This is a genomic window from Streptomyces sp. NPDC046349, assembly GCF_055587885.1.
This window is the reverse complement of record NZ_JBVJFK010000012.1, coordinates 163,006-186,863: the sequence shown is the minus strand read 5'-3', so window position 1 is coordinate 186,863 and position 23,858 is coordinate 163,006. Positions and strand designations below refer to the sequence as shown.

The 23,858-nt window shown below is 73.6% G+C and carries 20 protein-coding genes; 7 read left to right on the top strand and 13 right to left on the bottom strand.

Features of this window, described 5'->3' with window-relative positions; genetic code table 11:
• Positions 1-651: 651 nt before the first annotated feature.
• Entirely contained in the window at positions 652-2,679 is a 2,028-nt protein-coding gene (locus ACZ6JS_RS27485) for a protein kinase domain-containing protein (protein WP_469301823.1), read from the bottom strand.
• 255 nt (positions 2,680-2,934) lie between these two features.
• Between ACZ6JS_RS27485 and ACZ6JS_RS27480 the strand changes: the two genes are divergently transcribed.
• Both ACZ6JS_RS27480 and ACZ6JS_RS27475 read left to right on the top strand, forming a co-directional pair.
• The gene (locus tag ACZ6JS_RS27480) at positions 2,935-3,261 is read left to right on the top strand and encodes a GYD domain-containing protein (protein ID WP_469301821.1); all 327 of its coding nucleotides are present in this window, start codon (positions 2,935-2,937) and stop codon (positions 3,259-3,261) included.
• A 136-nt stretch (positions 3,262-3,397) separates the two neighbouring features.
• Complete coding sequence (locus ACZ6JS_RS27475; RefSeq protein ID WP_469301819.1) at positions 3,398-5,233, top strand: glycoside hydrolase family 15 protein; 1,836 nt, start codon at positions 3,398-3,400, stop codon at positions 5,231-5,233.
• Between the two features lie 17 nt (positions 5,234-5,250).
• Here the strand turns inward: ACZ6JS_RS27475 and ACZ6JS_RS27470 are convergent, their stop codons facing one another.
• The 8 genes from ACZ6JS_RS27470 to ACZ6JS_RS27435 form a co-directional block, all read right to left on the bottom strand.
• The gene (locus tag ACZ6JS_RS27470) at positions 5,251-6,468 is read right to left on the bottom strand and encodes a phospholipase D-like domain-containing protein (RefSeq protein WP_469301818.1); all 1,218 of its coding nucleotides are present in this window, start codon (positions 6,466-6,468) and stop codon (positions 5,251-5,253) included.
• Positions 6,465-7,232 carry a restriction endonuclease gene (locus ACZ6JS_RS27465; RefSeq protein WP_469301816.1) on the bottom strand — a complete coding sequence of 256 codons (768 nt, stop codon included), beginning with the start codon at positions 7,230-7,232 and terminating at the stop codon, positions 6,465-6,467. Before ACZ6JS_RS27465 ends, ACZ6JS_RS27470 begins: the two co-directional genes overlap by 4 nt.
• A 147-nt stretch (positions 7,233-7,379) precedes the next feature.
• On the bottom strand, positions 7,380-7,742 hold the full coding sequence (locus ACZ6JS_RS27460; RefSeq protein ID WP_469301972.1) for an STAS domain-containing protein: 363 nt from the start codon (positions 7,740-7,742) through the stop codon (positions 7,380-7,382).
• Between the two features lie 23 nt (positions 7,743-7,765).
• Positions 7,766-8,224 carry a response regulator gene (locus ACZ6JS_RS27455; RefSeq protein WP_469301814.1) on the bottom strand — a complete coding sequence of 153 codons (459 nt, stop codon included), beginning with the start codon at positions 8,222-8,224 and terminating at the stop codon, positions 7,766-7,768.
• The gene (locus tag ACZ6JS_RS27450; RefSeq protein WP_469301813.1) at positions 8,221-9,903 is read right to left on the bottom strand and encodes a sensor histidine kinase; all 1,683 of its coding nucleotides are present in this window, start codon (positions 9,901-9,903) and stop codon (positions 8,221-8,223) included. The genes ACZ6JS_RS27455 and ACZ6JS_RS27450 overlap by 4 nt, the downstream gene beginning before the upstream one ends.
• Positions 9,900-11,192, bottom strand: a complete 1,293-nt coding sequence (locus tag ACZ6JS_RS27445; protein WP_469301812.1) for a PP2C family protein-serine/threonine phosphatase — start codon at positions 11,190-11,192, stop codon at positions 9,900-9,902. Before ACZ6JS_RS27445 ends, ACZ6JS_RS27450 begins: the two co-directional genes overlap by 4 nt.
• Positions 11,193-11,378: 186 nt before the next feature.
• Positions 11,379-11,930: a MarR family winged helix-turn-helix transcriptional regulator gene (locus ACZ6JS_RS27440; protein WP_469301810.1), complete on the bottom strand. Its 552-nt coding sequence runs from the start codon at positions 11,928-11,930 to the stop codon at positions 11,379-11,381.
• A 33-nt stretch (positions 11,931-11,963) separates the two neighbouring features.
• Positions 11,964-13,208 (bottom strand): PP2C family protein-serine/threonine phosphatase, encoded by a 1,245-nt coding sequence (locus ACZ6JS_RS27435; RefSeq protein WP_469301809.1) that lies wholly within the window; start codon positions 13,206-13,208, stop codon positions 11,964-11,966.
• A gap of 104 nt (positions 13,209-13,312) precedes the next feature.
• On the opposite strand from ACZ6JS_RS27435, the gene ACZ6JS_RS27430 reads away from it, so the two are divergent.
• Positions 13,313-13,813, top strand: a complete 501-nt coding sequence (locus tag ACZ6JS_RS27430; protein ID WP_469301808.1) for a MarR family winged helix-turn-helix transcriptional regulator — start codon at positions 13,313-13,315, stop codon at positions 13,811-13,813.
• Between the two features lie 447 nt (positions 13,814-14,260).
• On the opposite strand, the gene ACZ6JS_RS27425 is transcribed toward ACZ6JS_RS27430, so the two are convergent.
• The 4 genes from ACZ6JS_RS27425 to ACZ6JS_RS27410 all read right to left on the bottom strand — a co-directional run bounded on the left by ACZ6JS_RS27425 (position 14,261) and on the right by ACZ6JS_RS27410 (position 17,895).
• Complete coding sequence (locus ACZ6JS_RS27425) at positions 14,261-15,079, bottom strand: phosphatase PAP2 family protein (RefSeq protein WP_469301806.1); 819 nt, start codon at positions 15,077-15,079, stop codon at positions 14,261-14,263.
• A 63-nt stretch (positions 15,080-15,142) separates the two neighbouring features.
• Complete coding sequence (locus ACZ6JS_RS27420) at positions 15,143-16,921, bottom strand: bifunctional phosphatase PAP2/diacylglycerol kinase family protein (protein ID WP_469301804.1); 1,779 nt, start codon at positions 16,919-16,921, stop codon at positions 15,143-15,145.
• 130 nt (positions 16,922-17,051) lie between these two features.
• Positions 17,052-17,480 carry an ATP-binding protein gene (locus ACZ6JS_RS27415; RefSeq protein ID WP_469301802.1) on the bottom strand — a complete coding sequence of 143 codons (429 nt, stop codon included), beginning with the start codon at positions 17,478-17,480 and terminating at the stop codon, positions 17,052-17,054.
• 67 nt (positions 17,481-17,547) lie between these two features.
• The gene (locus tag ACZ6JS_RS27410; RefSeq protein WP_469301800.1) at positions 17,548-17,895 is read right to left on the bottom strand and encodes an STAS domain-containing protein; all 348 of its coding nucleotides are present in this window, start codon (positions 17,893-17,895) and stop codon (positions 17,548-17,550) included.
• A gap of 318 nt (positions 17,896-18,213) precedes the next feature.
• Between ACZ6JS_RS27410 and ACZ6JS_RS27405 the strand changes: the two genes are divergently transcribed.
• From ACZ6JS_RS27405 to ACZ6JS_RS27390, 4 genes are all read left to right on the top strand, one after another.
• Positions 18,214-19,800: a PP2C family protein-serine/threonine phosphatase gene (locus ACZ6JS_RS27405; protein WP_469301971.1), complete on the top strand. Its 1,587-nt coding sequence runs from the start codon at positions 18,214-18,216 to the stop codon at positions 19,798-19,800.
• A gap of 149 nt (positions 19,801-19,949) precedes the next feature.
• Positions 19,950-20,966, top strand: a complete 1,017-nt coding sequence (locus ACZ6JS_RS27400) for a cobalamin B12-binding domain-containing protein (RefSeq protein ID WP_469301969.1) — start codon at positions 19,950-19,952, stop codon at positions 20,964-20,966.
• Positions 20,963-21,421 (top strand): STAS domain-containing protein, encoded by a 459-nt coding sequence (locus ACZ6JS_RS27395; RefSeq protein ID WP_469301798.1) that lies wholly within the window; start codon positions 20,963-20,965, stop codon positions 21,419-21,421. Before ACZ6JS_RS27400 ends, ACZ6JS_RS27395 begins: the two co-directional genes overlap by 4 nt.
• Positions 21,422-21,502: 81 nt before the next feature.
• Complete coding sequence (locus ACZ6JS_RS27390) at positions 21,503-23,446, top strand: hypothetical protein (protein WP_469301796.1); 1,944 nt, start codon at positions 21,503-21,505, stop codon at positions 23,444-23,446.
• Positions 23,447-23,858: the final 412 nt, after the last annotated feature.

Sequence of the window (23,858 nt, the reverse complement as noted above, 5' to 3'; positions counted from 1 at the left end):
CCGGCGGCCCGCGCGTCGGTTGCCGGCCAGGGCGCGGACCGGCGGGACGGCCGCGATGGACGCGATCCAGCCCGGAGGGCCCACCTCGCGACCGGACGCCCCCGCCGCCCGCCCGTCCCCCTGCGCAGACGCCCCCGGGCACCTGCCCGGCCCCCACTTCGTCCCGGTTCACCGGGAGCCGCCCCGCCATGAGCCGCCCCACCATGAGCACGCCACAGCACCCTGCCGCCCTGCCGAGCCGACGCACCGTTCCGCGCGGCGCCCCGTCACCCCCTACGCCGTGAGCGGCCCGGGTATGACCGAACGCGACTACGCCGCCTCCTGCCCGGGCGGGCGGATCGCCGAAGCCTCGCGGTACGAGGCGAAGAAACCGAAGACGTCGGCACCGCAGTCCAGGCATGGCTGCGACGCACCGAACTGCCCGCCCGGTGACCACTGCGGCCGAGCACGCCGGCCCGGGTGCTGCCGGCGCAGCGCCTCACCCCGGTCGACGATCCCTCAACTCGGGAGTGAGGCCGCACCCGTGGGGCTTCGGAGCGCCGACCCGGCCGTACCCTCTGCCGCCGAACGGGGACCGTGCCCTGCCATGGGGGCGGGGCACGAGGGTCCCTCCCGTCGCGGTCGGCCACGGCGAAGAGCCTTCGGCCGCTCTCACCGCCAGGAGGGATGCCCCTCGGCAGCGGCGCCGGCGGTGAGCGCCCGCTCGCCGGTCTTGTCCGCGCGCACGGCCCAGATCACGGGCTTCTCGTACGGGCCACGGACGAAGGCCACCCAGGCGCCGTCGACGGACCAGACGGGGTCCATCTCGTGGGCGCTGCCGGCGACCAGTTCGCGATCGTCACTGCCGTCGGCGTCCACGAGGCGGATGTCGCCCTGCGTACCGGTGCCGTAGGTCCCGGCCGTGTAGGCGAAGGTGGTGCCGTCGGGCGACCACACCGGGTCGAGTGCAGGATGGGGCAGCCGGGTCACCTGCTGCGGGGCGCGGTTCGGGTCGTCGGGGTCGACCACGTGGATCTGCCAGTTCTCGGGCTCCGTCTGCAGGCAGACCGCGATGCTCCTGCCGTCCGGCGACCACGCGGGATCCTCGACCTGGCCCTGCCCCGACGTGACCTGGCGAGCCGTGCCGTCGGCGACGCCCACCACGAACAACTGCTGCACACCGTCCTTCTTGCGCAGCACCGCGAGCCGGCTGCCGTCCGGCGACCAGGACACCCGGCCTCCGGCGGTGGAGGTGATCCGCCGCGCGTTGGAACCGTCGGCGTTGGCAGTCCAGACGGCCGTGCCCTCGGAGGTGCTGCGGGTGAACGCGAAGGACCTGCGGTCGGGAGACCACTGGGGCAGGGTGTCGCACGCGCCCGCGCCGCCCGCGATGAGCTGCACGGGCTTCTCCGTGGCGGCGTCCCGGCGGGCGATGACGCTGTGGCAGGTCCCGGGCCACCCCGGGGCCGTGTCCTGCCGGATCAGCAGAGGATCGGCCGGGAGCGCGGCAGGGGCGGAGACGGATCCGGAGGGTGTGGCGGCGCCACGCTTGGAGTCGTCCTTGGTCGAGTCCTTCCACGGCTGCCACACGACCAGGCAGGCGGCTGCGAGTGATGTCACCAGCAACGCAGCCACCACCGCGCGGCGACGCCGCGGCGTGCCCGGATCCGGCTGCGGCAACGGCGCGGGCGCGGCGGCCAGCCGTGCGGTGGGGCCGGTCACCGTGCCCGGCTGCTCCGTAAGGGGCTCCTCGACGGCGGGCTGGGCGGCGGCCGGTACGGGGAGGTCCTGCGCGGTGTCCGACCGGCTTTCCGGGGTGGTGGGAGGCACCGCCGGTTCCGGGGGTGGGAGCAGCTGCGTTGCCGCCTCCGGAAGCCAGGAGCCGCCGTCCAAGTGGCGGACGGTCAAAGTGGCGAGGAAGGCGGCCGGGGTGGGCCTCGCGGCCGGATCCTTGGACAGGCAGGCGCCGATGGCTTCGCGGAGTTCTCCGGGCACCGCGGTCAGGTCTGGCTCCTCGTAGACCACCTTGTAGTGCCGGGCCGCGGACGGGCCGTCGCCGAAGGGGGCGCCGCCCGCCGCCTGGGTGAGCACCACTCCCAGGGCGAACATGTCGACCGCGGGGGTGAGCGCCCGACCGCCGGTGAGCTGCTCGGGTGCCAGGAACCCCGGCGTGCCGACCTGCAGGCCGGTCTGTGTCAGGGACGTCCCGTCCAGAGCACGCGCGATGCCGAAATCGATGACACGCGGCCCGTCCTCCGCGACGATGATGTTGGCGGGCTTGAGATCGCGGTGGATCACGCCCGCCCGGTGGATCGCCTCCAGCGCCTCGGCCAGGCCGGCGGCCAGGACGGTGAGCGTGTCCAGGGGCAGCGATCCGACGCGCGCGAGGACTGCTTGCAGGGTGGGACCGGGTACGAAGGCCGTCACCAGCCAGGCCGGCTCCCCGTCCGGATCGGCGTCGACCACCGGCGCGGTGTGGAAACCGCCGACCCGCCGTGCGGCCGCGACCTCGTCGGCGAACCTGCGCCTGAACCCGGGTTCGGTGCACAGCTCGGGGCGCACGACCTTCACGGCGACCGCACGGCCGGACTGCGAGCGGCCCAGGTAGACCACGCCCATGCCCCCCTGGCCGAGCCGTCCGACCAGCCGGTATCGGCCCTCGCCGAGCGAGGTGGGATCGCCCGTCTCGAGCGGCTTCATACGTCCCCCGTTTCACACCTTGCGCGATGAACAGCCTCTCCTTACCCGTCGTGTCGACCACCAGTCAAGCGAGGACCACGCGCGGCCCCACCCGCGTGCCTTCCGCGATCCGCCCTCACGGCCGCAGCCGGCCCGCACCTGATCGGCTGCGGGCCGGGACGGTCATCCGTCCGCGCGCAAGGGGGACGTCTGGTTGCGCCGTCACGGTTCCGGCGTACGGCACGGGCACCCTTCGGGGGACGAAAGGGAGCAGCGATGCCACTGTATCTGTCGAGGTTCAGCTATACGCCGGAGACATGGGCGAGGCTGACCAGCCACCCCGAGGACCGCTCCGAAGCCGCCCGGGCGTACATCGAGTCCGTCGGCGGGCGGCTCCACGGCTTCTGGTACGCCTTCGGCACGCACGACGGCTACAACCTGTGGGAAGCCCCGGACAACGTGTCGATGGCCGCCGTGGCACTGGCGATCAGCCGCGGTGGCGCGCTCCGCTCGTTCGAGACGACGGTCCTGCTGACGATCGAGGAAACCCTGGAGGCTCTCCGCCGGGTGGAACAGGTCGGATACCGAGCCCCCGGCACATAGGGGCGACAGCGCCGTCCGTGCGGGCCGGCCGCCGCGTCCGGTCCGCACGGCACCGCCGGACCCGGCGCGGGAGCGGTCTAGCATGGAGAGCGAGGCTTCAACCCCCGGCTCGGGCCGCAGCGGCAGGGAGGCCCGTATGGCATTCGGGACGGCTGGTTTCGAGCAGACGGAAGGCGGCCGTTACCTCCCGATCTCCGAACACGGACTGATCGGCGATCTGCGTACGGCCGCCCTGGTCGGTACGAACGGCACCATCGACTGGTACTGCTGCCCGCGCTTCGATGCGCCCAGCGTCTTCGGGTCCATCCTCGACGCCGACCGGGGCGGGTCGTTCGAGCTGGCCGCCGAGGTCCCCACCCGCACCAGGCAGTTCTACTTCCCCGACACGAACGTGCTGATCACACGATTCTTCGCCGCCGACGGAGTGGCGGAGATCCAGGACTTCATGCCCGTGGTCGACGACTCGCGCGAAGCGGCTCGGCACCGGCTGATCCGCCGGGTGGTCTGCGTCCGCGGGACCCTCCCCTTCAGGGCCCGGATCGCCCCCCGCTTCGGCTACGGCGCCGAAGCGCACACCACGCACCTCGAAGGCCGCACGGCGGTCTTCCGCTCCCCGTCACTGACGCTCGCACTGACCGCCACCGCCCCCCTGGAAACCGACGGCCTGGACGTGTGGTCGCACTTCAAGCTCCTCGAGGGCGAGTCCAATGTGTTCGCCCTCGACCAGATCGGCGACGACGCCCCGCCCCGGTCGTGCCCGCGCGCCGAGGCACAGGAGCAGGCCGAGGCGACCGTCCGGTTCTGGCGCCAGTGGCTGGCGGGTTCGCGCTACCACGGGCGCTGGCGCGAGATGGTGAACCGCTCCGCGCTGATGCTGAAGCTGCTCACCTACGCGCCGACCGGTGCGATCGTCGCCGCACCGACGACCAGCCTGCCCGAGCAGGTCGGCGGCGAACGCAACTGGGACTACCGCTACGTCTGGGTCCGCGACGCAGCCTTCTGCGTCTACGCGATGCTGCGCCTGGGCTTCACCACGGAGGCCGAGGCATTCATGGGGTTCATCTCGGAGCGGGGCATCCTGCGGGGCACGGGGGAGACCGGCCCGCTGCAGATCATGTACGGCATCGACGGGCGCACCGAGCTGCCCGAGTACGAGCTTGCGCACCTGGAGGGATACCTGGGCTCCGGACCGGTCCGGGTGGGCAACGCCGCCACCGGACAGCTCCAGTTGGACATCTACGGGGCACTGATCGACTCGATCTACCTCTACGACAAGTGGGGGCAGCCGATCAGCAGCGACCGCTGGGACGAGGTCGGTGCCGTGGTGGACTGGCTGTGCGAGCACTGGGACCAACCCGACGAGGGGGTGTGGGAGACCAGGGCGGGCCGGCGGAACTTCGTGTACTCGCGGCTGATGTGCTGGGTGGCGCTGGAACGCGCGATGCGCATGGCGAACCGGCGCGGGCTGCCGGCGGACCTGCCCCGCTGGCGCGAGTCCCGGGACGCGATCTACCGGCAGATCATGCGCCGCGGCTGGTCGGCCGAACGGCGTGCGTTCGTCCAGGGCCTCGACGACCACGTGCTGGACGCCTCGCTCCTGATGATGCCGATGGCCAAGTTCATCTCGCCCACCGACCCCAAATGGCTCTCCACCCTCGACGCACTCGGCATGGACCTGGTCTCCGACTCGCTGGTGTACCGCTACGACCGGACCGCCAGCCCGGACGGCCTGCAGGGCCCCGAGGGCACCTTCTCGATCTGTTCGTTCTGGTACGTGGAGGCGCTGGCCCGCGCCGGGAGGCTGGAAGAGGCCCGGCTCGCCTTCGAGAAGATGCTCACCTACGCCAACCACCTCGGGCTGTTCGCGGAGGAGATCGGCCCGACGGGAGAACAGCTGGGCAACTTCCCCCAGGCCTTCACCCACCTCTCATTGATCAGCGCCGCCTTCAACCTCGACCGCGCCCTGGGCTGACGCGGCATCACCGCCGTTCACAGGAAGCGGCGCAGCGGCCGGACCGAGAGTTCCCGGGTGCGTTGGAGGACGGAGCGGCGGCGCCAGCGTCCCGGGGTGATGCGCGTGCTGGACCGGAGGTCCTGGTCGTAGTGCCCGTCCAGGGTTCGGGTGACGGACGGGTCCATGACGGCCAGCATGACCTCCTCGTCGTGGTCGAGGGAGCGGCGGTTGAAGTTCGACGAGCCGATGAGGGAGACCACCCCGTCCATCGTCATGATCTTGGCGTGCATCATCGTCGGCTGGTACTGGTGGATGCGCACTCCGGCGGTGGTGAGCGCCTCGTAGTGGTGCTGGCCCGCCAGTTGGCACACCCGCTTGTCGGTGTGCGGGCCGGGCAGCAGGATCTCGACGGTGACGCCCCGCCGGGCGGTGGCGGACAGCAGCCCGACGAAGTAGTCGTCGGGGGCGAAGTACGCGGTGGCCAGGCGCACGCGTTCCTCCGCGGATTCCAGGACGACCCGCATCAGCGTCTGCATGTCCTGCCACCCGAAGGCGGCCGAGCCCCGGACCACCTGGACGACGGCGGAGCCGGCCGGCTCGTGGCTCACGAAGCGGTCGCGGTCGTCGAAGAGTTCAGGATGGCATTCCGCCCAGTTCTGGGCGAACGCCGCGGCGATCCCGTCGACGGCCGGGCCGCGGACCTCGGCGTGCGTGTCGCGCCACTCCTGTGGGTTGCGGGCATCGCCGCACCACTCCTCGGCGATGCCCACGCCGCCCGTGAAGGCGGTCCGTTCGTCGACGACGAGGACCTTGCGGTGACAGCGATGGTTCTGCTTGAGCGGGGAGAGGAAGGCGGGTCTGCGGAACCAGGCGACGTCCACCCCGGCCGTGCTCATCCGGTCCAGCAGATCCTGTTCGATCAGACGGCTGCCGAAACCGTCCAGCAGCAGCCGTACCCGTACGCCGTTGCGGGCCCGCTCGGCCAGGGTCTCGGCGAACCGGCGGGCGATGTCGCCCTTCCAGTAGACGAAGGTCATCATGTCGACGGTGTGCCGGGCGGAGGAGATGGCGTCGAGCATCGAGGTGAAGATCTCGTCGCCGTTGCGCAGCGGCAGCACGGAGTTCCCCTCGGTCGCGGCGATGCCGATGAGGCGTTCGAGACGGCGGCGGATGCGGTGGATGCGTTCCTCGGCCCCGGCACCGAGTGCCGCCGCGCCCTGGGCCGGGATCGTGCCGCTGTCGGTGGTGGTCATGACGTCGCTCCTCGGACAGGGGTGGACGGGGCAGGTGCGGGTGCGTCGGCTGCCGACTCCCACGGGGGAGGCGCCTGGAGCTCGGTCCAGGCGACCAGGCCCTCGCCGTCCACGCAGACGATCCCGCAGGTGTCGGCGTACTCGGCGGCCGGCCCGGTGAAGGAGCTGGTCGTCACGATGACGGCGACGTCGGCCTCGTGGACCGCAAAGCAGGTTCCGCCGAAGCGCTGGAGGTCCTGCGAGCCGACCCGGTTGTCCGCGGCGTAGTGCTTGCACTGGAGGACCACCCGCCGCCCGTCCGCCGTCGTCGCGAGGACGTCGGCGCCGAGGTCGCCCGCGCCGCCGACCACCTCCACCGGGCTGCAGCCGTCCCGCGCGCACAAGGCGGCCACCGTGTGTTCGAAGCCGTCCGCGTCGACCGCGGCGTGGTCGAGGGCGTCACCCCCGACGTCGGGCACCTCCGCCGGCGGTTCCGCGTACGCCACAGGCCCCGGGGCGCGCAAGCGTCGCCGACCCGGAGCCAAGCTCCACCTCGCAAGGAGCACACCGAGCAGAAGCACGGTCAGGGCGGCGACCGGGGTCACCGGCAGCCCGCCCCCGTCCGTCGGCGCGGCGGCCTTCAGGAAGGCCGCAAGGCCTGCGATGCCGGTACCGAGCAGCCCGAGCGCGAGCACCGCGTCGCGGCCCAAGGATCCGGCCCGCCGCCGCGCGGAATCGGTGCCCCGTACGGACGCGGGCGCGTCCTCCTCGGGTGTGGCCGTCACTGTTCCCCCCTCTCGCCCGGCAACGCCGCGGTCCCTGGCCCGACACCGCTGTCGGGGCAGGGACCGCGGCGGACGCCGAAGCCTGTTCGACGACCGTATGGCCGGGATTGCAGGACTCAAACAGACCGGGGCTCCCCGGGGGGCGGCTCAGCCGCGCCGGGGCGGGACGACCATCACCGTGCCCTCGGCCACGCTGGGAGCGGTGGCGAAGGCCAGGTCGGCGCCGGTGATCTCCAACAGGCGGGCCAGCCGGCGCGGCACGGTACCCGCCAGGACCACCGGCCGGTCCATGGCGGGTTGCAGCATGATGCCGAGTGCGACCGAGTCGACGAAGGTCACCGCGGCGACGTCCAGGACGAACCGGACGACACCGGGCGCAGCGGGATTCAAGGCGATCCGTAGATCGGCCACGTTGTCGATGTCGAACTCGCCCGTCATCACCACGATGCGCACGTCCCCGTCGGACCGGGTCTCGACATGGCTGCGCGCCTCGGCGTTGTGCGTGTCCATGCTGCTCACGTCCTTCTTCTCCATCACCCTGTGCGGGGGAGCTTGACCACGGTGACGAAGAAGTCGTCGATCTGCTGGATCGCCCGGATGAACTGGTCGAGGTCCACCGGCTTCGTCACGTAGGCGTTGGCGTGCAGCTTGTAGCTGCGCAGGATGTCCTCCTCGGCGGCCGAGGTGGTGAGCACGACCACAGGGATGTGGGTGAGGTCCGGGTCCGTCTTGATCCGTTCGAGGACCTGCCGTCCGTCGTACTTGGGCAGGTTCAGGTCGAGCAGGATCAGGTCCGGGCGCGGGGCATCGGCGTGCGCGCCACGGCGGTAGAGGAAGTCCAGGGCCTCCAGGCCGTCCCGCACGACGTGCAGCACGTTGCCGATCTTGTTGTCCTCGAAGGCTTCTCGGGTCATCAGCTCGTCGCCCGCGTCGTCCTCGACCAGCAGGACTTCGGCGGGGGCGGGCTGGGGCCGGTCTGCGGAGCTGCTCATCGGCTGGTTCCTTGCGTGGGTGCGGTGGCGGGCGGCGCGGCGTCGGCGCCGGACGCCGCGGTCTCGGCCGCGCCGGCAACGGCGGCGGTCGTGGCGGATGTGTCGGGGAGGGTGAAGACGATCCGGGTGCCCTCCCGGTGGCCGGGGTCGATCCGGATGCGCCCGCCCGCGTGTTCGACGATCTTCTTGCAGAGCGAGAGGCCTATGCCGGTGCCGCCGTAGGTCTCCCGGCCGTGCAGCCGCTGGAAGATGACGAAGACCTTCTCGGCGAACTCGGCCGGTATACCGATGCCGTTGTCGGTGACGGTGAAGGTGTGGAAGCCGGGTTCCGCGGCGGGATCGTCGACCACGTCCACCTCGACGCGCGGAGCGCGGTCGGGCGAGCGGAACTTGACGGCGTTGCCCACGAGGTTCTGCCAGAGCATCGTCAGCAGCGTCGGGTCGCCCACCACATCCGGAAGACGATCGGGCCGGGTGATCTCCGCGCCGCTCTCCTCCACCGCGGTGGCCAGGTTGCGCAGCGCCCGGTCCAGGGGGCCGTCCAGCCCGACCGTCTCCCGCGCGTCCTGGACGCGGCCCACCCGGGAGAACGTCAGCAGGTCGTTGATCAGCACCTGCATCCGCTTGGCGCCGTCGACGGCGAAGCCGATGTACTGTGCGCCGCGCTCGTCGAGCCGGTCCCCGTACCGCTTCTCCAGCAGCTGGCAGAAGGAGGCCACCTTGCGCAGGGGCTCCTGGAGGTCGTGCGAGGCCACGTACGCGAACTGTTCCAGCTCGGCGTTGGAGCGGCGCAGCTCCGCCGCCTGGGCGTCGAGTTCGGCGGCCGTGCGGTCGAGCCGCTCGGCATTGCGCCGGGAGGCGTTCAGCTCGCTGACGGTCCGGCGCCGCATGGCCTCCACGGCCCGGGCCAGGGCCCGTAGATCGGAGGGGCCGCGCAGCGGGATCTCCTCGTCGAAGGCCCCGTCCGCGACGCGCTGGGAAGCGGTCCGCACCAGGGCGAGCGGCCGCAGCACACCCACGTGCAGCAGGACCGCGAGGGCGGAGCCGGCCAGCAGGAAGGCCACGGCGATCGCCAGCAGGATCTGGTCGCGCTGCGAGCGCGCCTCGCCGAAGGTCGTGCGGGCGTCGGTCTGGATGCGGTCCAGGCGTGCCTGCTGGGCGGCGATGCGGCGGCGGACCTCGTCGAAGCGGTCCTTTCCCGTCTGGAGGGACGGCGGGGCGGTGCCGTTCTCCACGGAGGCGATGGCGGGGGCCGCGAACTCGTCGCGCCAGGTCCGGGCGGCCTCCTGCACGGCAGCCAGATCCTCGCGCACGCCCGCGTCGCCGTCGAGGACCGCCGCCAGGCGCTGGGCGGCCGCGGTCTCGTCGGTCAGGCCGCGCGCGTACGGCTCCAGCAGCGCGGGTTCGTCCGCCAGCAGGTAGCCGCGGACGCCGGTCTCCTGGTCCAGCAGGGCCGTCTCCAGCCGCAGCGCGTCCCGCTGGGCGGGCAGGATCCCGTCGACGAGCCGGTTCCCGGCCGTGGTGGTGTGGGACAGGAGGGCGGCGCCCAGCGCGCCCGTCCCGACGACCATGAGGGCGAGCACGACCAGCACGCCGGTCAGCCAGCCCTGCAGGCTGGGACCATGGCGCTGCCGGGCCCGTGCTCCGGAGGTTTCCGGGGGCTGTGCGGGGGAGGTCATGTGGGGGAGTTCCATTCGAGGTGGAGGACGGCGACGTCGTCGGCCAGGCCGCCCCAGTCCGCGGCGAGGCCCTGCGCCGTCTGGATGAGGGTGTCGACGAACGGTTCGGCGGGCAGGCCGGCGTGCCGGCGGGCGATCTCCAGGAGGCCCTCCTCGTCGAGGCGGTCCGGGCCGGGGCCGATGCGTCCCTCGATCAGACCGTCGGTGAAGAGCATCACGGCGCCGCCTGCTTCGACGGGCACCTCGGTGACGGGCCAGCCCGGGCCCCAGCCGGGCACGATGCCCAGTGCGGGACCGCCCGCGACGGTGCGCAGCTCCACGCCGGCCGAGGAGCGGACCAGGAAACCGGGGTGTCCGGCGCGCTGCACGCGGACGGCGCGGCTGCCCGCCGGGCGGGTGAGGGAGACGAGGGTGGCGAAGATCTCGGGGCCGGAGCGCTCCGCCAGCAGGATCCGCTCCAGCAGGGCGAGGAGCTCGGCGCCGCGGGCACCGGCCATGACGAAGGACCGCCAGGCCACGCGCAGGCACACACCCAGCGCCGCCTCGCTGGGGCCGTGGCCCGACACGTCGCCGACGACGGCGTGCGTGGCCCCGTCGGGGGTCTGGACGACGTCGTAGAAGTCCCCGCCGAGCAGCGTCTGCGAGCGTCCGGGGTGGTAGCGGGCGCAGACGCTGACGGCGTCGGGCGCGTCGTCGAGCAGCAGCGGTGTGGGCAGCAGGCCGCGCTCGAGGCGCGCGTTCTCCTCGGCGCGGAGCTTGCCCGCCTGGAGCGCGACGGCCGCCAGCTCGGTGCGCTTGCGCTGGATCGCGTAGCGGATGGCCCGCATGAAGACGTCGGCTTCCAGACGTCCCTTGACCAGGTAGTCCTGGGCGCCGGCCGCGACCGCTGTCAGTCCCGCTCGTTCCTCCGACAGGCCGGTCAGGACGACGACCGCGGCCTCGGCGGACACGGCGAGGACCTTCTCCAGGCCGTCCAGGCCCTGTGCGTCCGGCAGGTGCAGGTCGAGGAGGACGCACTCGGGCGCCTCGGCCTCCAGCAGGCGCAGCGCGTCGGCGAGGGACCGGGCCCGCCCCAGGCGGACCTCGATCCCGCTGTCCTCCACGAGTTCCTCGACGAGCACGGCGTCGCCCTCGTCGTCCTCGATGAGCAGGACGTACGGAGGTACGCCGTTCCACAGCGCCAGCGAGTCGTCCGGATTCCCGGAGGGCACCTGCCGTGGCGGGATCACCGCCGACTGCGGCGTGCGGGCGGCCGGGCGCTGGGCCCCCACCCCGGAAATGCTCACCATGGCGTCGCGTCTGCCCCTTCTCGTTTCGGACGGCGGACGCCCGACGGACGCCTGGTCGCGTCGATCAAGCCTAGAGTGATCATTTGCCGGTAGGCAATATTTTACGAACTCAATGATTCTGCCATGCCGCCGGACGGATCTTGCACGGCCCCACCGCCCCCACGGCTCCCCACGGGCCGTCGGCCGTCAGGCGCTGTCCGACACCCGGGCCGGCGCGGACGACTCTCCCGGCCCCGGGGACGCCGGCACGGCGGAGGCATCCGCGCCCGTGGGCGGGCCGGCCGCCGGGTAGGACTCCGCGGCCGCCTCCCGGAACGCCGCCAGGCCCGTGACCAGGGCTTCCACGTCCTCGGGCGTCATCCGGCCCAGCACCGCCGACAGCTCACGCATCCGGATCGCCCGCCGCTCGTCCAGCAGCGCACGCCCCCGCGGCGTCAGCCGCAGCTCCACCTCGCGCCGACTCGACGGGCGCGGCGTGCGGATCAGCAGCCCCATGGCCTCCAGCCGGTCGCAGAGCCGGGTGACCGACGGCGCGCGCGAACCGAGTACCTCGCCCAACGCCCGCAGGTTGATGCCCTCCGCGCCCTCGACGGCGACCAGCGCCCGCAGCTGGGACGCCGATACGGCGGGTTGCACACCGTCCTGGCCCCTGGCGTGCAGCACCGCGAGGACCTCCGCCGCGGCGGCGAGGACCGCGGCCGGATCCTCGTACGCGCCGGAGCGGCCGGGACGGGCCATGCCCCCACTGTGCCACCGTCCCGTTCGAGCGGCTCACCGCTCACCGCTCACCGGCTCACCTTGCGCCGCCGTGCCACCGCTCTGCGCCGCCGCCTCCGCACCGGGCCTGCCGTGCCAGTCCAGGCAGACCACCATCGCGTCGTCCGTGGCGTCCACCCCGCCGCGGAATCCCGGGAGCTCCTCCAGCAGGGCGCGGGGCACCTGCGAGGGAGGCAGCAGCCGGGTGTTCGTGACGGCCCGGGCCAGGGCGTTCAGGGCATAGGGCTCGCCCGCCGGCGAGAGGACGTCGTAGACGCCGTCGCTCAGGAAGAACAGCCGGTCCCCGGGCAGCATCCGGAAGCGCTGGCAGGTGTAGACGGTGTCCTCGAACATCCCGAGCGGCAGCTGCGCCTCCAGGCCGAACGGTTCCAGCGTGCCCCCGCGCAGCCGCCAGACCCGGGGCGACCCGGCGTCGATGACCTCGACCTCGCCCGTGTTCAGCTCGAAGCGGAGCAGCAGCATCGCCACGTGCAGCCGCCCCTGGTACTGGCCGTACAGGGCCTGGTCCGCCAGCGCCGCCTGGTCGGCGAGGCCGAGGCCGGCCCGCCGGGCGTTGCGCAGGGCGCTGACGGCGAGACTGGTCAGCAGCGCCGCGTCGATGCCCTCGCCCATGCCGTTGTTGACGGTCAGCGTCAGATGGTCGGCGGAGGCCGACCAGTCGAAGCTGTCGCCGTGGACGGCGTACGCAGGCTCCAACTGGGCCCCGAGGTCGTACTCGGGCCGGGAGCAGGAGCGCCCCGGCAGCAGCTCCCACTGCATCTCGGCGGCCAGGGTGAGCCGCCTGGCCCGGCGCGCCTGGAGGAAGAAGTCGGTGTCACGGTCCGCGACGAGGATCTCGTGGGCCAGCGCGTCCGCCACGTCCTGCAGCCGGCCGAGGAGTCCGCCGATCTGCACACCGGCCGGGTAGCGGACGCTCAGCACGCCGAGCCGGTCGCCGCGTACGCTCACCGGCAGATGGACGCTGATACCGCCCTCCCCGGACACCACGTGCGGCTCCTGGGCTCCGAAGGCCCGGCCCTCGGAGCTGTTGTACGCCGACACGGAATCGGCGGTGAAGGGCCTCGCCGTGACCGGCTGCAGCCGGGCGGAGGCGTAGTCCGCCATCAGCAGTTCGGCGCCGATCGCCCCGTGGTCGCGGGCCAGGACGCCGCGGACCGCCTCGAACAGTTCGTGCGGCGCCGCGTCTCGCAGCAGGCGTTCCACGTTCCCGGCGCCCTCGCCCCGTTCGCCTTCACTCACCGGTCCCGCACCTGTCTTCCTCGCAACTGCCAAAATGATGAGGGACGACGAAGCCGCCGGTCCGCCGGGGAAGGGCTGCGCGTACGTCCGGTAGGGAGTGTCACATGAGTCAGCCGTCGATCGGCTCCCCGCGGCCCGCCGTGTCGGCGGTGGCGCAAATGAGCGAGCTGATCGAGCTGTTGGAGGTCGTCTGGGAGCGTGGCCGGGACACGGCCAGCGCCCCACCCGTCTCCACCGCGCAGGCCCGGGTGCTGTACCTCGTCGAGGGCAACGACCAGCTGAACCTGCGCGAACTCGGCAGGCTGCTGGAAGCGGCTCCGCCCTCCGTCACCCGTCTGTGCGACCGCCTGCAGGCCGTCGGCTTCCTCGAACGGCATCCGGGTTCACCCGACCGCCGCGAGGTGCTGCTCCAGCTGACGCCCGCGGGCCGGACGTACCTCGCACGGCTGCGCGCCCGCAGGCAGGAGGTGCTGGCCGAGGCGATGGCCGCGATGCCGCAAGCCTCCCGGGCCGCCCTGGCGGCGGGACTCGCGGAGTTCTGCGCGGCGGTGGCGAAGCCGCTGCGGCTGCCGTCCCCGGAGTCCCTCACCCCCAGGACGGCCTGACCCGGGCCCGGGGCTCGGGGGAGGACGGGCGCGGCGCCCCGCGCAAGGTGAGCGGGCCGTAACGCGCTGGGCCGGCGGCGCAGGACGAGGTCATCGTGGAGATGACCGTTCGCCTGCAGGGCTGGCGCGGATCGGTTCGCGCCGGACTGCTGCCGCCGGTGTTCCGCTGCCCGGGGGCGGCGGTACGAGCGCCGGCGCCGGGGGTTCCCCGGACCTCCGGCCCGTCGGCGCGGGGAGGCGACCTGGCCGGGCGGGTTCCGGGTGCCGTACGGATCCGGCGGCAGCCCGTCGTTCAGCCGGGCCTGCCACACGGCGCCAGGGGGAAGGACGCCCTGTGGCGGAGCCCGTACCGGAAGTCGTCGACTTCCGACACCACGCGTCTGACCCGGACGGGTGCCTTCAAACGCCTCTCCCCGAAGTGAATTTGAAAAGTCGTCAAAGGTCAGGTCAGTGCTGCTCGAGAGCCGGGTCGGCAGTGCCCTCCGGGTCGGCGTCGGAGGAGATCTCCGGCTCCAGGCCCTCGCTCACCGCAGTGGGCGGTCGTCCCGTGTCGGCCCGCCAGGCCTCGAAGACCAGGGTCGTCGCCGTGACCACGGCGACGCCGAGCAGCCAGCCCCCGACGACATCACTCACCCAGTGCACCCCCAGGGCGACCCGGGTGTAGCCCACCCCCAGGACCGCCGTCGCCGCGAGTGCCCACGCCAACGGCCGCCAGGCGCGGGGCACCAGCGGGAGCAGCACCAGCAGGAGGACGGCGCACGAGGTCACGGCCGCCATGGCGTGGCCGGAGGGGAACGAGAACCCGGGGGCGTGGGCGACGGGCTCCGGCAGGTGCGGACGGGCCCGCTCCACCACGTTCTTGACCAGAAACCCGATCAGCGCCCCGGACGTTGCCGTGACGGCGGCCCAGATCGCCAGCCGCCAGGCCCGCCGGGTGAGGAGCCACACCACCAGGGCTGCCACCAGCAGCCGCATGGTCACCGGGTCCCACACCACGTCGGTGAAGAAGTCCAGGACGCTGACCCAGGCCGGGTGTTCGAGGGCCGTACGGTGCAGCCGCTCCGCGGCGGCCCGGTCGAGCCGGTACAGCGGCGGCCACCGGGACTCGACGAGGACGAGGGCCAGGGCGAACGGCACGGCCACCGCGGCCGTGGCCGCCACCGCCACGACCAGTCTGCGGCCGAACGCCGCATCGGGCCCCGACCGCCGGGCGAGCAGCCCCCGGGCGCCGGCGAGCCATCGGGAACCGGCCGTGCGTTGTGCCATGGGACGGTACCTGCCTTTCCTTTCGGTGATGCTTCGGACCTTCTTCCTCAGGCCGCGGGCGGTTCAGCAGAGGTGCGCGGCGGGTGCGGCACGCGAGGTGCCGTCCGGTACGCCGGACGGCGCGGGAAGGGCGCGGGGCGCGCGGGGCAGCCGTATCCGCAGGGCGCCCGGTTCGGTGTCGACCGTCAGCCGGGCGCCCTTGCCCACGGTGTCCCCGTCGACCTCGCGGTCCTGTGCCCGCGCGAAGCGGACCTCGATCCGGCCGGCACTGAAGTACTCCAGCGAGCCAGCTGCCACGGACACCGACCCGTGCGGACCGCCGGGTGCGGGTGCGGGGGCCGCGGCCGGACGCCGTACGGCGCGGGCGGCCAGGTGGGCCGCCGCGGCCAGCCAGCCGGCGGCTCCCTGCGGGTCGAAGAGCACGACCTCCAGGCGGCCGCTGTCCGGCCGGGCCCGCGGCAGCAGCTCCAGTCCGGCCTGGAGCGCGCCGACGTTGCCGACGACGACCATCCGGGCCCGCCGCCGGATCCTGCGCCCCCCGTCGAGGCGGACGGACAGGCGCATGCGGGGATCGCGCAGGTGCCGGGCCGCGGACAGGGCGTACGCGGCCCAACCGAGGTGCGCCTTGAGCACCTCGGACGCGTCGCGGACCATGGCGGCGTCGAAGCCGGCCCCCGCCATGACGGTGAAGCGGGTCGGGTGGAGGCCGTCGCCCTCCACCCGGCCCACGTCGATACCGAACTCGTCGCCGGCCAGGGCCGCGTCGAGGGCCGTCGCCGGGTCCGACGGGAGGCCCAGGTTGCGGGCGAGCAGGTTGCCGGTGCCGCAGGGCACGAGTGCCAGCGGGATCCCGGTACCGGCGACGACGTCGGCGCAGACGCGCACGGTGCCGTCGCCGCCGCATACGACGACCAGGCCCACTCCGCCCGCGGCGCACTCCTCGGCAAGACTCCCGCAGGGCCGGTCCACCGTGGTCGAGGTCCACCGCTGCACGGTGAGACCGTGCCGCCGGAGCCGGTCGCGCACCTCATCGGCCAGCCCGTCCGGACAGCCGCGGGGATGGCGGACGACGACGACCTTCCCACCCCGAGGACGCCCGTCGGCGAGGGGGAGCGGGCCCGGCCGCGCAAGTAGGGCCGAGGCGCGGCCACTCGGAGTCGCCTTCGGTGTCCGGCCGTCGCCGGGGCCGCGGCCGGACAGGAACACGCACCCCAGGACGAGCAGGGTCGCGGCGCCGTTGAGCAGTCCGCCCACCACGTCGGACGGATGGTGCATCCCCCGGTAGACCCGGGACAGCCCCACTGCGGGCGGTACGAGCAGCAGCACCCCCGCCGTGAGATACCGCCAAGGGCCGCGTGTACGGCTCAGCACGAGGGCCGCCAGCCCTCCGTACAGGGCGACGGACGCGCCTACGTGCCCCGAGGGGAAACTCGACGTGGGCGGCGCCCCGTCCAGCTGGGGCACGTCGGGGCGGGGCCGCTGCACGAAGAACGTGACGACGAGGAAGACCGCCGACTGCACGGCGACCGACGCACCCAGGAACACGGCCTCCAACCACCGCGGGGCGGACGGCAGCACCAGCAGCGCGGCCACACAGAGCAGCGTCACACCGACGATGCCCTCCGTATTGGCCAGCAGTGACAGCCCCGAGGTGAGGCCGTTCCCGACCGGGCTCCGATGCTCGGCAAAGGCCTGGGACAGCCGGCCCTCCAGGGTGAGCGGCCAATGGCCGGCCGCCACATGCGTCACCCAGAGGCCCAGGAGCACCATCGAGGTGGTCTGGGCGGCCAAGAGCCACACCAGTCGGGAGCATCTCGCGGACCCGCCGTTCTCCGTCGTCATGGAGGCCCTTGTTGCCCGTCACGGCCCGATGATGCGTGCACCGGTGATCGCCCCGCCTGCGGGGCGGCCGGCCTGCCGACGGCTCACGGCCGCGACCCTCCCGGCCCGGGCCCCCGGCTCTGGCCCCGGCTCAGGTCAGGCGGAGCGCCGTCGTGATGGTCTTGCCGTCGGGACGGGTGCTGCAGTCGACATGCTCCGCCAGGCGCTGGACGAGCGGCCAGCCGTACCCGCCGGGATGGTCGACCGTCCCCGTCCGGGCCGCGGGCAGGCGGGGGTTGGCATCGGCGATGGACAGCCGCAGGACGTCGTCCTCGATGTCGGCCCGGAAGGCGGTGACCCCGTCCCCGTGGCGGATCGCGTTGGTGACCAGTTCCGAGGTGATGAGCAGCGCGTCCGCCGCGGGGACGCTGTCGAGGTCCACGCCCGCGAGCAGCAGCAGTTCGCGGACGCGCTCACGGGCCGCGGCCGCCGAGTCGGGCGGTGCGGTGTGCCGGTCGCCGGCGTCCTCGCGGCTGCGCTGCGAGCCCAGGGGGGCTTCGGACGGCGGGGGTGCGTTCATGCTCATCGCCTGCCCATGGCCGTACGGGTCATACCGTGACAGCCTGTTCGGGAACGTGGAGTGGTGGTCAGCATGTCATCGCGGTCGCCACGCTGTCCGCCATGCGGAACGCCGGTGCGGCTCCGGTGACTTCGAACAGTCGCCGGACGGCTGTGTGCAGCGGGCCGGCGAGGACGAGCAACGCCCCCACGGCCGCGTGGGCCCGCTGCGCGTCGAGCAGTGCGTGCAGCACGGAGGAGTCCACGAAGGGAGTGCCCGACAGGTCCACCACGGTGCGCGGCAGGCCACCCGCCGCGGCCTGCGCGAGGGCGCGGGCCAGGAACGGGGTGTTGTCCTCGTCGACTTCGCCGTGCAGGCTGATGACGGTCGCGTCGCGTTCTGTGGTCGTGGTGACGACCGCTTCCTCTCCGGTCACCGGGACATCCTCCTACATCGTGTCCGCGCCCCGTGACCGGGTGCCCCTGCACGCAAGCGGTCCGGCCTTGGGCACCCTCAGGGATGAGCCATCGATACGACGTCCGCCCGGGGCCCGGTTGCACGGTGCACGGCCCATGGAGGATGGTTGCCGTAGGACAACTGTTGTGCCGATGTTGTTCGAGGTCCTTCCGACGTGATGAACGCGATGAAGAGGTGAGGGGTCCGCACAGCGGGCCTTCAACGTTTGGTTCCTTCCACCGAGACGACGCCGAGCTCGCCCGCCGGGGGCCTGTCCTGGAATCAGGTCCCGTACCCGGTGCTGGTGGCGGACGCCCGTGCCGTCGTGGTCCATGCCAACGAGTCGGCCGGTCTGGTGTTCCCGGACGCCCGCCCGGGCTCTGCGATGGCGGACGCGGTTCCCGGATGGCTGGCTTCGGCGCACGCACGCCACACCACACCCCTGCCCGCGCAGCGCCCGCCCGCCGGAGCCGGCACCGTCCAAGGGGCCGTGGGCGACCGCTCGTACGAGGCGCATCCGACCCCCGGTGACGACGGCACGGTCGTGTGGTGGCTCGTGGACGACACCGACCACCGGCTGACCCGGGAAGCCCTGTGGACGGAACGGGAACGCACCGATTTCCTCGTCCGCTCCTCCAACCTCCTGCTGTCGTCCCTCAACCTCGACCGCTGCATGGACGTCACGGCCCAGATGGCGGCCGACCACCTGGCGGACGCCGCGTTGGTGTTCGCCCCGCCGCACGGGGCCGAGCTCCCGATCGTGTCGTGCGTCCGCGGAGGCAGCCCGTCGGTGTCCCGAGCGGTCGTCGACCCCCAGGAGGTGCCCGGGCTGGCCGAGGCGCTCCAGGGTTTCCCGCCCGTGCCCTCGCGCTGGCTCGACCCGGCCGCCGCCCCGGCCTGGCTGGTCCCGGACGGCCTCGACACCGTGGGATCCATCGTCATCACGCCGCTGCCCGGACACGGCGTGCCCGCGGGCGCCCTGGTACTGCTCCGCGCCGACGCGGCGAACGCGTTCACGGAGGGCGAGGAGGTGTTCGCCCGCCTGTTCGCCGCCCGTGCCGGCGCGGCGATGTCGGCCGCCCGGCTCTACGCGGAGCAGGCGTCGATCACCGACACCCTGATGCGCGAACTCCTGCCGCCCGCGCTGCAGCAGGTCTCCGGAGTGGAGTACGCCGGCGGCTACCGGCCGTCGAAGGACCACGAGCGGGTCGGCGGCGACTTCTACGACGTGCACCCGGCCGCCGAGGAGGGCCAGCCCTCCCTCGTCGTACTCGGCGACGTCTGCGGCAAGGGACTGGAGGCAGCCGTGATGACGGGCAAGATCCGCAACACCCTGCACGCCCTCCTCCCGATGGCCGAGGACCACCACCGGATCCTGAGCCTGCTCAACACCTCGCTGCTCAACTCCGAGAGCACCCGCTTCGCCACCATCGTGCTGGCATCCGCAGCCCGGGACGGGAACACGGTGCGGCTGCGCCTCACGAGCGCCGGACACCCCGCCCCGCTGATCCTGCGCTCCGACGGCCGGGTGGAGGAGGCCCGCACGAAGGGCACGCTGGTCGGCGCACTGCCGGAGATCACCACGGAGACGGCCCGTGTGACGCTGGCCCCCGGGGACACCTGCGTGTTGTACACCGACGGGATCAGCGAGGCACGGGGAGGACCCATGGGCGGTGCGATGTTCGGGGAGGAGCGGCTGCGCCGTGCCCTGTCGGAGTGTGCGGCGATGCCGGCCGAGGCGGTCGTGGAGCACGTACAGATGCTCACCTCCCAGTGGGTGGGGGCGGGCCGCCACGACGACATGGCCGTCGTGGTGATCTCGGCGCCGCGCACCAACCACCTCAGCGCCGTGGACGGCCACACCCGCGGGCGGTTCACCGCGTGAGCCCGCACGACACGTACACGGACACGGCTTCGGCCACCGCCACCGCCACCGCCACCGTCATCACCTCCACCTCCTCCACCACCATCGCCACCGACTCGCGTTCCGCTGCGGCGTCGCAGGAGCTCCTCGCGCAGGTGTGGGAGTCGGTGATGGCGTTCGACGAGGCCGCCACGGTCCGTACGCTGCTCCGCGCCCTGGACGAGGGCACGCCCGCGGAGGACCTGCTGCTCGACGTCATCGCCGCCGTACAGGGGAGGGTGGGCCGGGAGTGGGCGGCGAACCGCATCACCGTCGCCCAGGAGCACGCCGCGACCGCCATCAACGACCGCGCCGTCGCCGCCGTCGCACTCCACCCGTCGGCCCGCACGGAATCCACGCGCGGCCGGGTCACGGTGGCCTGCGTGGACGGCGAATGGCACGCCCTGCCCGCCCGCCTCCTGGCAGAGGTCCTGCGGATCAGGGGCTGGCACGTCGACTACCTCGGCGCGCAAGTGCCCGCCCCGCACCTGGTCGCGCACCTGCACCGCACCGGCCCGGACGCCGTGGCCCTCTCCGGCTCCCTCGCGACCCGGCTGCCCGCCGCACACGCCACCATCACCGCCTGCCAGGCCGTCGGGACCCCCGTGATCGTGGGCGGCGCCGCCTTCGGGCCCGAAGGCCGTTACGCCCGACTGCTGGGCGCGGACGCCTGGGCCCCCGACGCGCGGGCCGCCGCCGACGAGCTGGCCTGCGGCCCGCTGCCGAGGCCCCGGCCCGGCCACCAGGCCGTCGACGATCTGCCCCACCTCGACGACCAGGAGTACACGCTGGTCGCCCGGAACCGCCCGCGGCTGGTGCGGGCCGTGTTCCGGCAGCTGGAGAACGCCTGTCCGGCGATCCGCGCCTACACGGAAGCGCAGCGCGAGCGCACCGCGGAAGACCTCTCCCACATCGTCGAATTCCTGGCCGCAGCCCTCTACACCGGCGACGAGGACCTCTTCCGCGGCTTCCTGCTGTGGACCGCCGACGTCCTGGAGGCCCGCGGCGTTCCGACCGCCTCGCTGCTGCCCGCCCTGCAGCTCCTGGAGCGGGAACTGCAGGACTTCCCCCGCACCACCGCCACCCTGCGGGCCGGAGCCGCCGAACTGACCCGTACCCTCCTCACCGCCGCCGGGACCGCCGAATGACGAGCCTTCCCCCCACCCCGCTCGGCCTGACGCACACCTCCTCGCACGAGGCCGTGCGCGTCGAGCTGAGCGGCGACCTCGACCACCTCCACGCCGACCGCCTGATCGAAGCCGTCGACCGCCTCCTCGCCGCGCATCCCGGACTGCGGGACCTGCGGCTGGAGTGCTCCGGGCTGTCGGCCGTCGACTCCAGCGGCCTGGCGGCGCTGCTGATGGTCCGGCGCCTGGCCGACAAGGCGGGCGCGGGGCTCCACATCGACGGCCGGACCGTCCAGCTGAACCGCATCCTGGAAATCACCGGCACCCTGGACTACCTCACGGCACCGGGCACGGGCACGCAGGCACTGCGGCGCACCGGCGGCGCCACCGCACGCGGAGGCTCGGCGGAGGAGAACCTCCCGTCCGCCCCGTCCGCCCCGTCCGCTCCGTCCGGCAGCCCGGAGCCGCGCACCTGAGCCCCGTGGAGACCGCCGTCCAGGCCGGACGGATCAAGCGCGGGATGTGACCATCGCAGGATTCACTCGTTTGACGCCGGCGTGAGCACCTCTCAGAGATTCGGCTCGGACGCCGTGGAGCACGCCGAGGCGGTCCTTGTCGAGCAGTACCCCCGACTGGTCCGGCTCGCCTACCTGACACTCCCGGACTCACTGGGCCGGCACACCCGCGTCCTGCTGGCACACAAGGCCGTGCAGCGGGCCCTGCCCCGAACCGGCACACCGGTGGGACCCGCCCCGGCCGAGGACGGCACGGACGCGCCCGACCGGCATCTCGCGCTGGTCCGCTCCCGCGTCCTGCGCGCAGCCCTCGCCCCTTCGGGACCCGGCGGCACCACCTGGGCCCGTATCGGCCGGCTGCCCGTCCCGCCCTTCGTGTGGGGACTGAGGCTGTGGCCGCCCGCGGGCGGGATCGACGAGGCCGCCCACACGCTCAGCGGTGCCCCCGCCCCGCTGCGGGCGGCGTTCGTCCTGCTCCACCTGGACGACCTGGCGCCGGACGAGACCGCATGCCTCCTCGGCGGGGCCGGGGCAGCCGATCCGGCCGGCGCCGTGCGCGACGCCCTCGCCCTGCCCGTCGGCGAGGAACTCCTCCGGGCACTGCGCCGGCCGGAGTTCGACGCCAGCGTGGTCAGCACCCGCCCCACCGACCTGCTGCGCCGACGCCGCAGGGCACGGGCCTGCTGGGCCGGCCTCGCCGCCCTGGCGCTGACCCTCGCCGCGCTCTCCGCCCACGGCTCGCGCCCGCATCGCGACGTACGGCCGGCTGCCGGGCTGGCGGCCTCCGGAGCCCTGGACCCTGCCCGGCTCCTGCGCGTTCCGCCCGAGGCGTGGTCCGACACCGCCCGCGTCGACTTCACCGTCTGGCCCGCACGTGGCCGCCGGACCGCAGACCGCGAGCTGCTGGCCCGCGCCCTCGGCACATGGGCCGCGCCGGGCACGATCCCGATCTCCACCACGCCCGGCACCACGGGCGAACCGCCCGCACGGCCGCCCCAACTCCTGTACGCGGGCGAACTGGACGGCCGCGCCGTGGTGGTCATGCGCGACGGGGACCGCGTCGTGCGCTACGGCGAAACCGCCACCGGATCCCACGGCGGCCGCACGCTCGACGTCACCCGCACCGACGACGCCGGGGTCACCACTGCGGCCGCCCTCACCCTGTCCCGGGACCCCGACGGGGCGTCGGCCCGCTACCTCCTCGCCCCCTGGATCGCGACGGCCGCCGGCCGCGACCTGCTCCGGGCGGACGACACGGGACACGCCCTCGCCGTCGCCGCCGACGGGGTCACCGCCCCGGCCCCCGTCCCTGCGGCCGGCGGATCCTGCGCGTCCTGGCCCGTCCTCGAACTCACCTCCTCGACCCGCATCGTCGAGAAGCACTCCTTCGTCCTCACCGACCTCGGCGCGCTGTCACCCGTACACCTGACCTACACCCCCCTGCCGGACGGGTCCGCCCCCGCCCCGGCCCGCCAGCCGCGCGAAGTCACCGGACCCGAGGCCCGCGCGGCCTGGGCGCGCCTGGCCTGCCGGCTCGGCGAACTGCGCGCAGGCGACTACCGGGCCGTCAACGTCTGGGACTTCGCGGCCGCCCGGCTGCCCGACGGCGCCGGCCGTGCCGTCTGGTCCTGCACGCGGGCCTCCGGCTGGGCCGGGCCCGGTGACGTCACCGTCCGCCTGCGCCTCGAGGCCGGACCACCGCAGGACGTGGCACGGGCCCGGTCCACCGCCGCCTGCGGCCGGTTCGGCCAGCACCTCCTCGCGGGCCACCGCTGGCGCTCCCCGGCCGGCCGCTGGTACCTGCTGGCTGCAGGCAGCCGGCACGTCACCGCGATCACGGCGACCGGAGCGGTCCGCGCCGACACCGCCGAACGCACCCTCACCGCCCCCTGGACCGGCCCCGAGGGCGCGGTGTCCCTGACGGGAACCCTCGCCGGCGGAGGCACCGTCACCGCCCTCGACGGAGCGGGAGGAGGCCGCGACTGAGCGGCGGCGACCGCCCTGTGCGGACGTTCTCCGCCCAGCGCGACAGGCCGTCGACCGCGATCCGGCGCCCCCGTCGTCGCGGACGTGGCCCGCATCACGACCGCAGCACTGTTCGGTACGTGCCGACCGGCCCGACGCGCCCGTGCGGACGCGCCGTACGCGGAACGGTGTGAGCCGCAGCTCCACCTGTCCGCCCGGCTGTCGTGGAGACATCCCCGCAGACGAGGCCCCCTGGCGTACGCCTCCGTTCCGTAAACGGCCGGGGCCGCGCCGAGTGCCGCCGCGGCCGTGTCGGCCGGCTCCGCGCTGCAGCGGGGTTCGTCACGCTGCGCGGGCTCAACGGCCCGGCCCAACGCCTCGGCGGCAGCCGTTCCCGCCCCGTTTCCTGACGGCCCGTCTTCCCCTAGGGGAG

Bases quoted from the DNA above. Each gene is read 5' to 3' on its own strand.
- ACZ6JS_RS27400 (WP_469301969.1), top strand. From the start codon at position 19,950: ATGGCGTTCGACGAGGCCGCCACGGTCCGTACGCTGCTCCGCGCCCTG.
- ACZ6JS_RS27420 (WP_469301804.1), bottom strand. From the start codon at position 16,921: ATGACGACGGAGAACGGCGGGTCCGCGAGATGCTCCCGACTGGTGTGG.
- ACZ6JS_RS27480 (WP_469301821.1), top strand. From the start codon at position 2,935: ATGCCACTGTATCTGTCGAGGTTCAGCTATACGCCGGAGACATGGGCG.
- ACZ6JS_RS27460 (WP_469301972.1), bottom strand. From the start codon at position 7,742: ATGGACACGCACAACGCCGAGGCGCGCAGCCATGTCGAGACCCGGTCC.
- ACZ6JS_RS27470 (WP_469301818.1), bottom strand. From the start codon at position 6,468: ATGACCACCACCGACAGCGGCACGATCCCGGCCCAGGGCGCGGCGGCA.
- ACZ6JS_RS27415 (WP_469301802.1), bottom strand. From the start codon at position 17,480: ATGAACGCACCCCCGCCGTCCGAAGCCCCCCTGGGCTCGCAGCGCAGC.
- ACZ6JS_RS27485 (WP_469301823.1), bottom strand. From the start codon at position 2,679: ATGAAGCCGCTCGAGACGGGCGATCCCACCTCGCTCGGCGAGGGCCGA.
- ACZ6JS_RS27425 (WP_469301806.1), bottom strand. From the start codon at position 15,079: ATGGCACAACGCACGGCCGGTTCCCGATGGCTCGCCGGCGCCCGGGGG.
- ACZ6JS_RS27450 (WP_469301813.1), bottom strand. From the start codon at position 9,903: ATGACCTCCCCCGCACAGCCCCCGGAAACCTCCGGAGCACGGGCCCGG.
- ACZ6JS_RS27395 (WP_469301798.1), top strand. From the start codon at position 20,963: ATGACGAGCCTTCCCCCCACCCCGCTCGGCCTGACGCACACCTCCTCG.
- ACZ6JS_RS27445 (WP_469301812.1), bottom strand. From the start codon at position 11,192: ATGGTGAGCATTTCCGGGGTGGGGGCCCAGCGCCCGGCCGCCCGCACG.
- ACZ6JS_RS27475 (WP_469301819.1), top strand. From the start codon at position 3,398: ATGGCATTCGGGACGGCTGGTTTCGAGCAGACGGAAGGCGGCCGTTAC.
- ACZ6JS_RS27440 (WP_469301810.1), bottom strand. From the start codon at position 11,930: ATGGCCCGTCCCGGCCGCTCCGGCGCGTACGAGGATCCGGCCGCGGTC.
- ACZ6JS_RS27430 (WP_469301808.1), top strand. From the start codon at position 13,313: ATGAGTCAGCCGTCGATCGGCTCCCCGCGGCCCGCCGTGTCGGCGGTG.
- ACZ6JS_RS27455 (WP_469301814.1), bottom strand. From the start codon at position 8,224: ATGAGCAGCTCCGCAGACCGGCCCCAGCCCGCCCCCGCCGAAGTCCTG.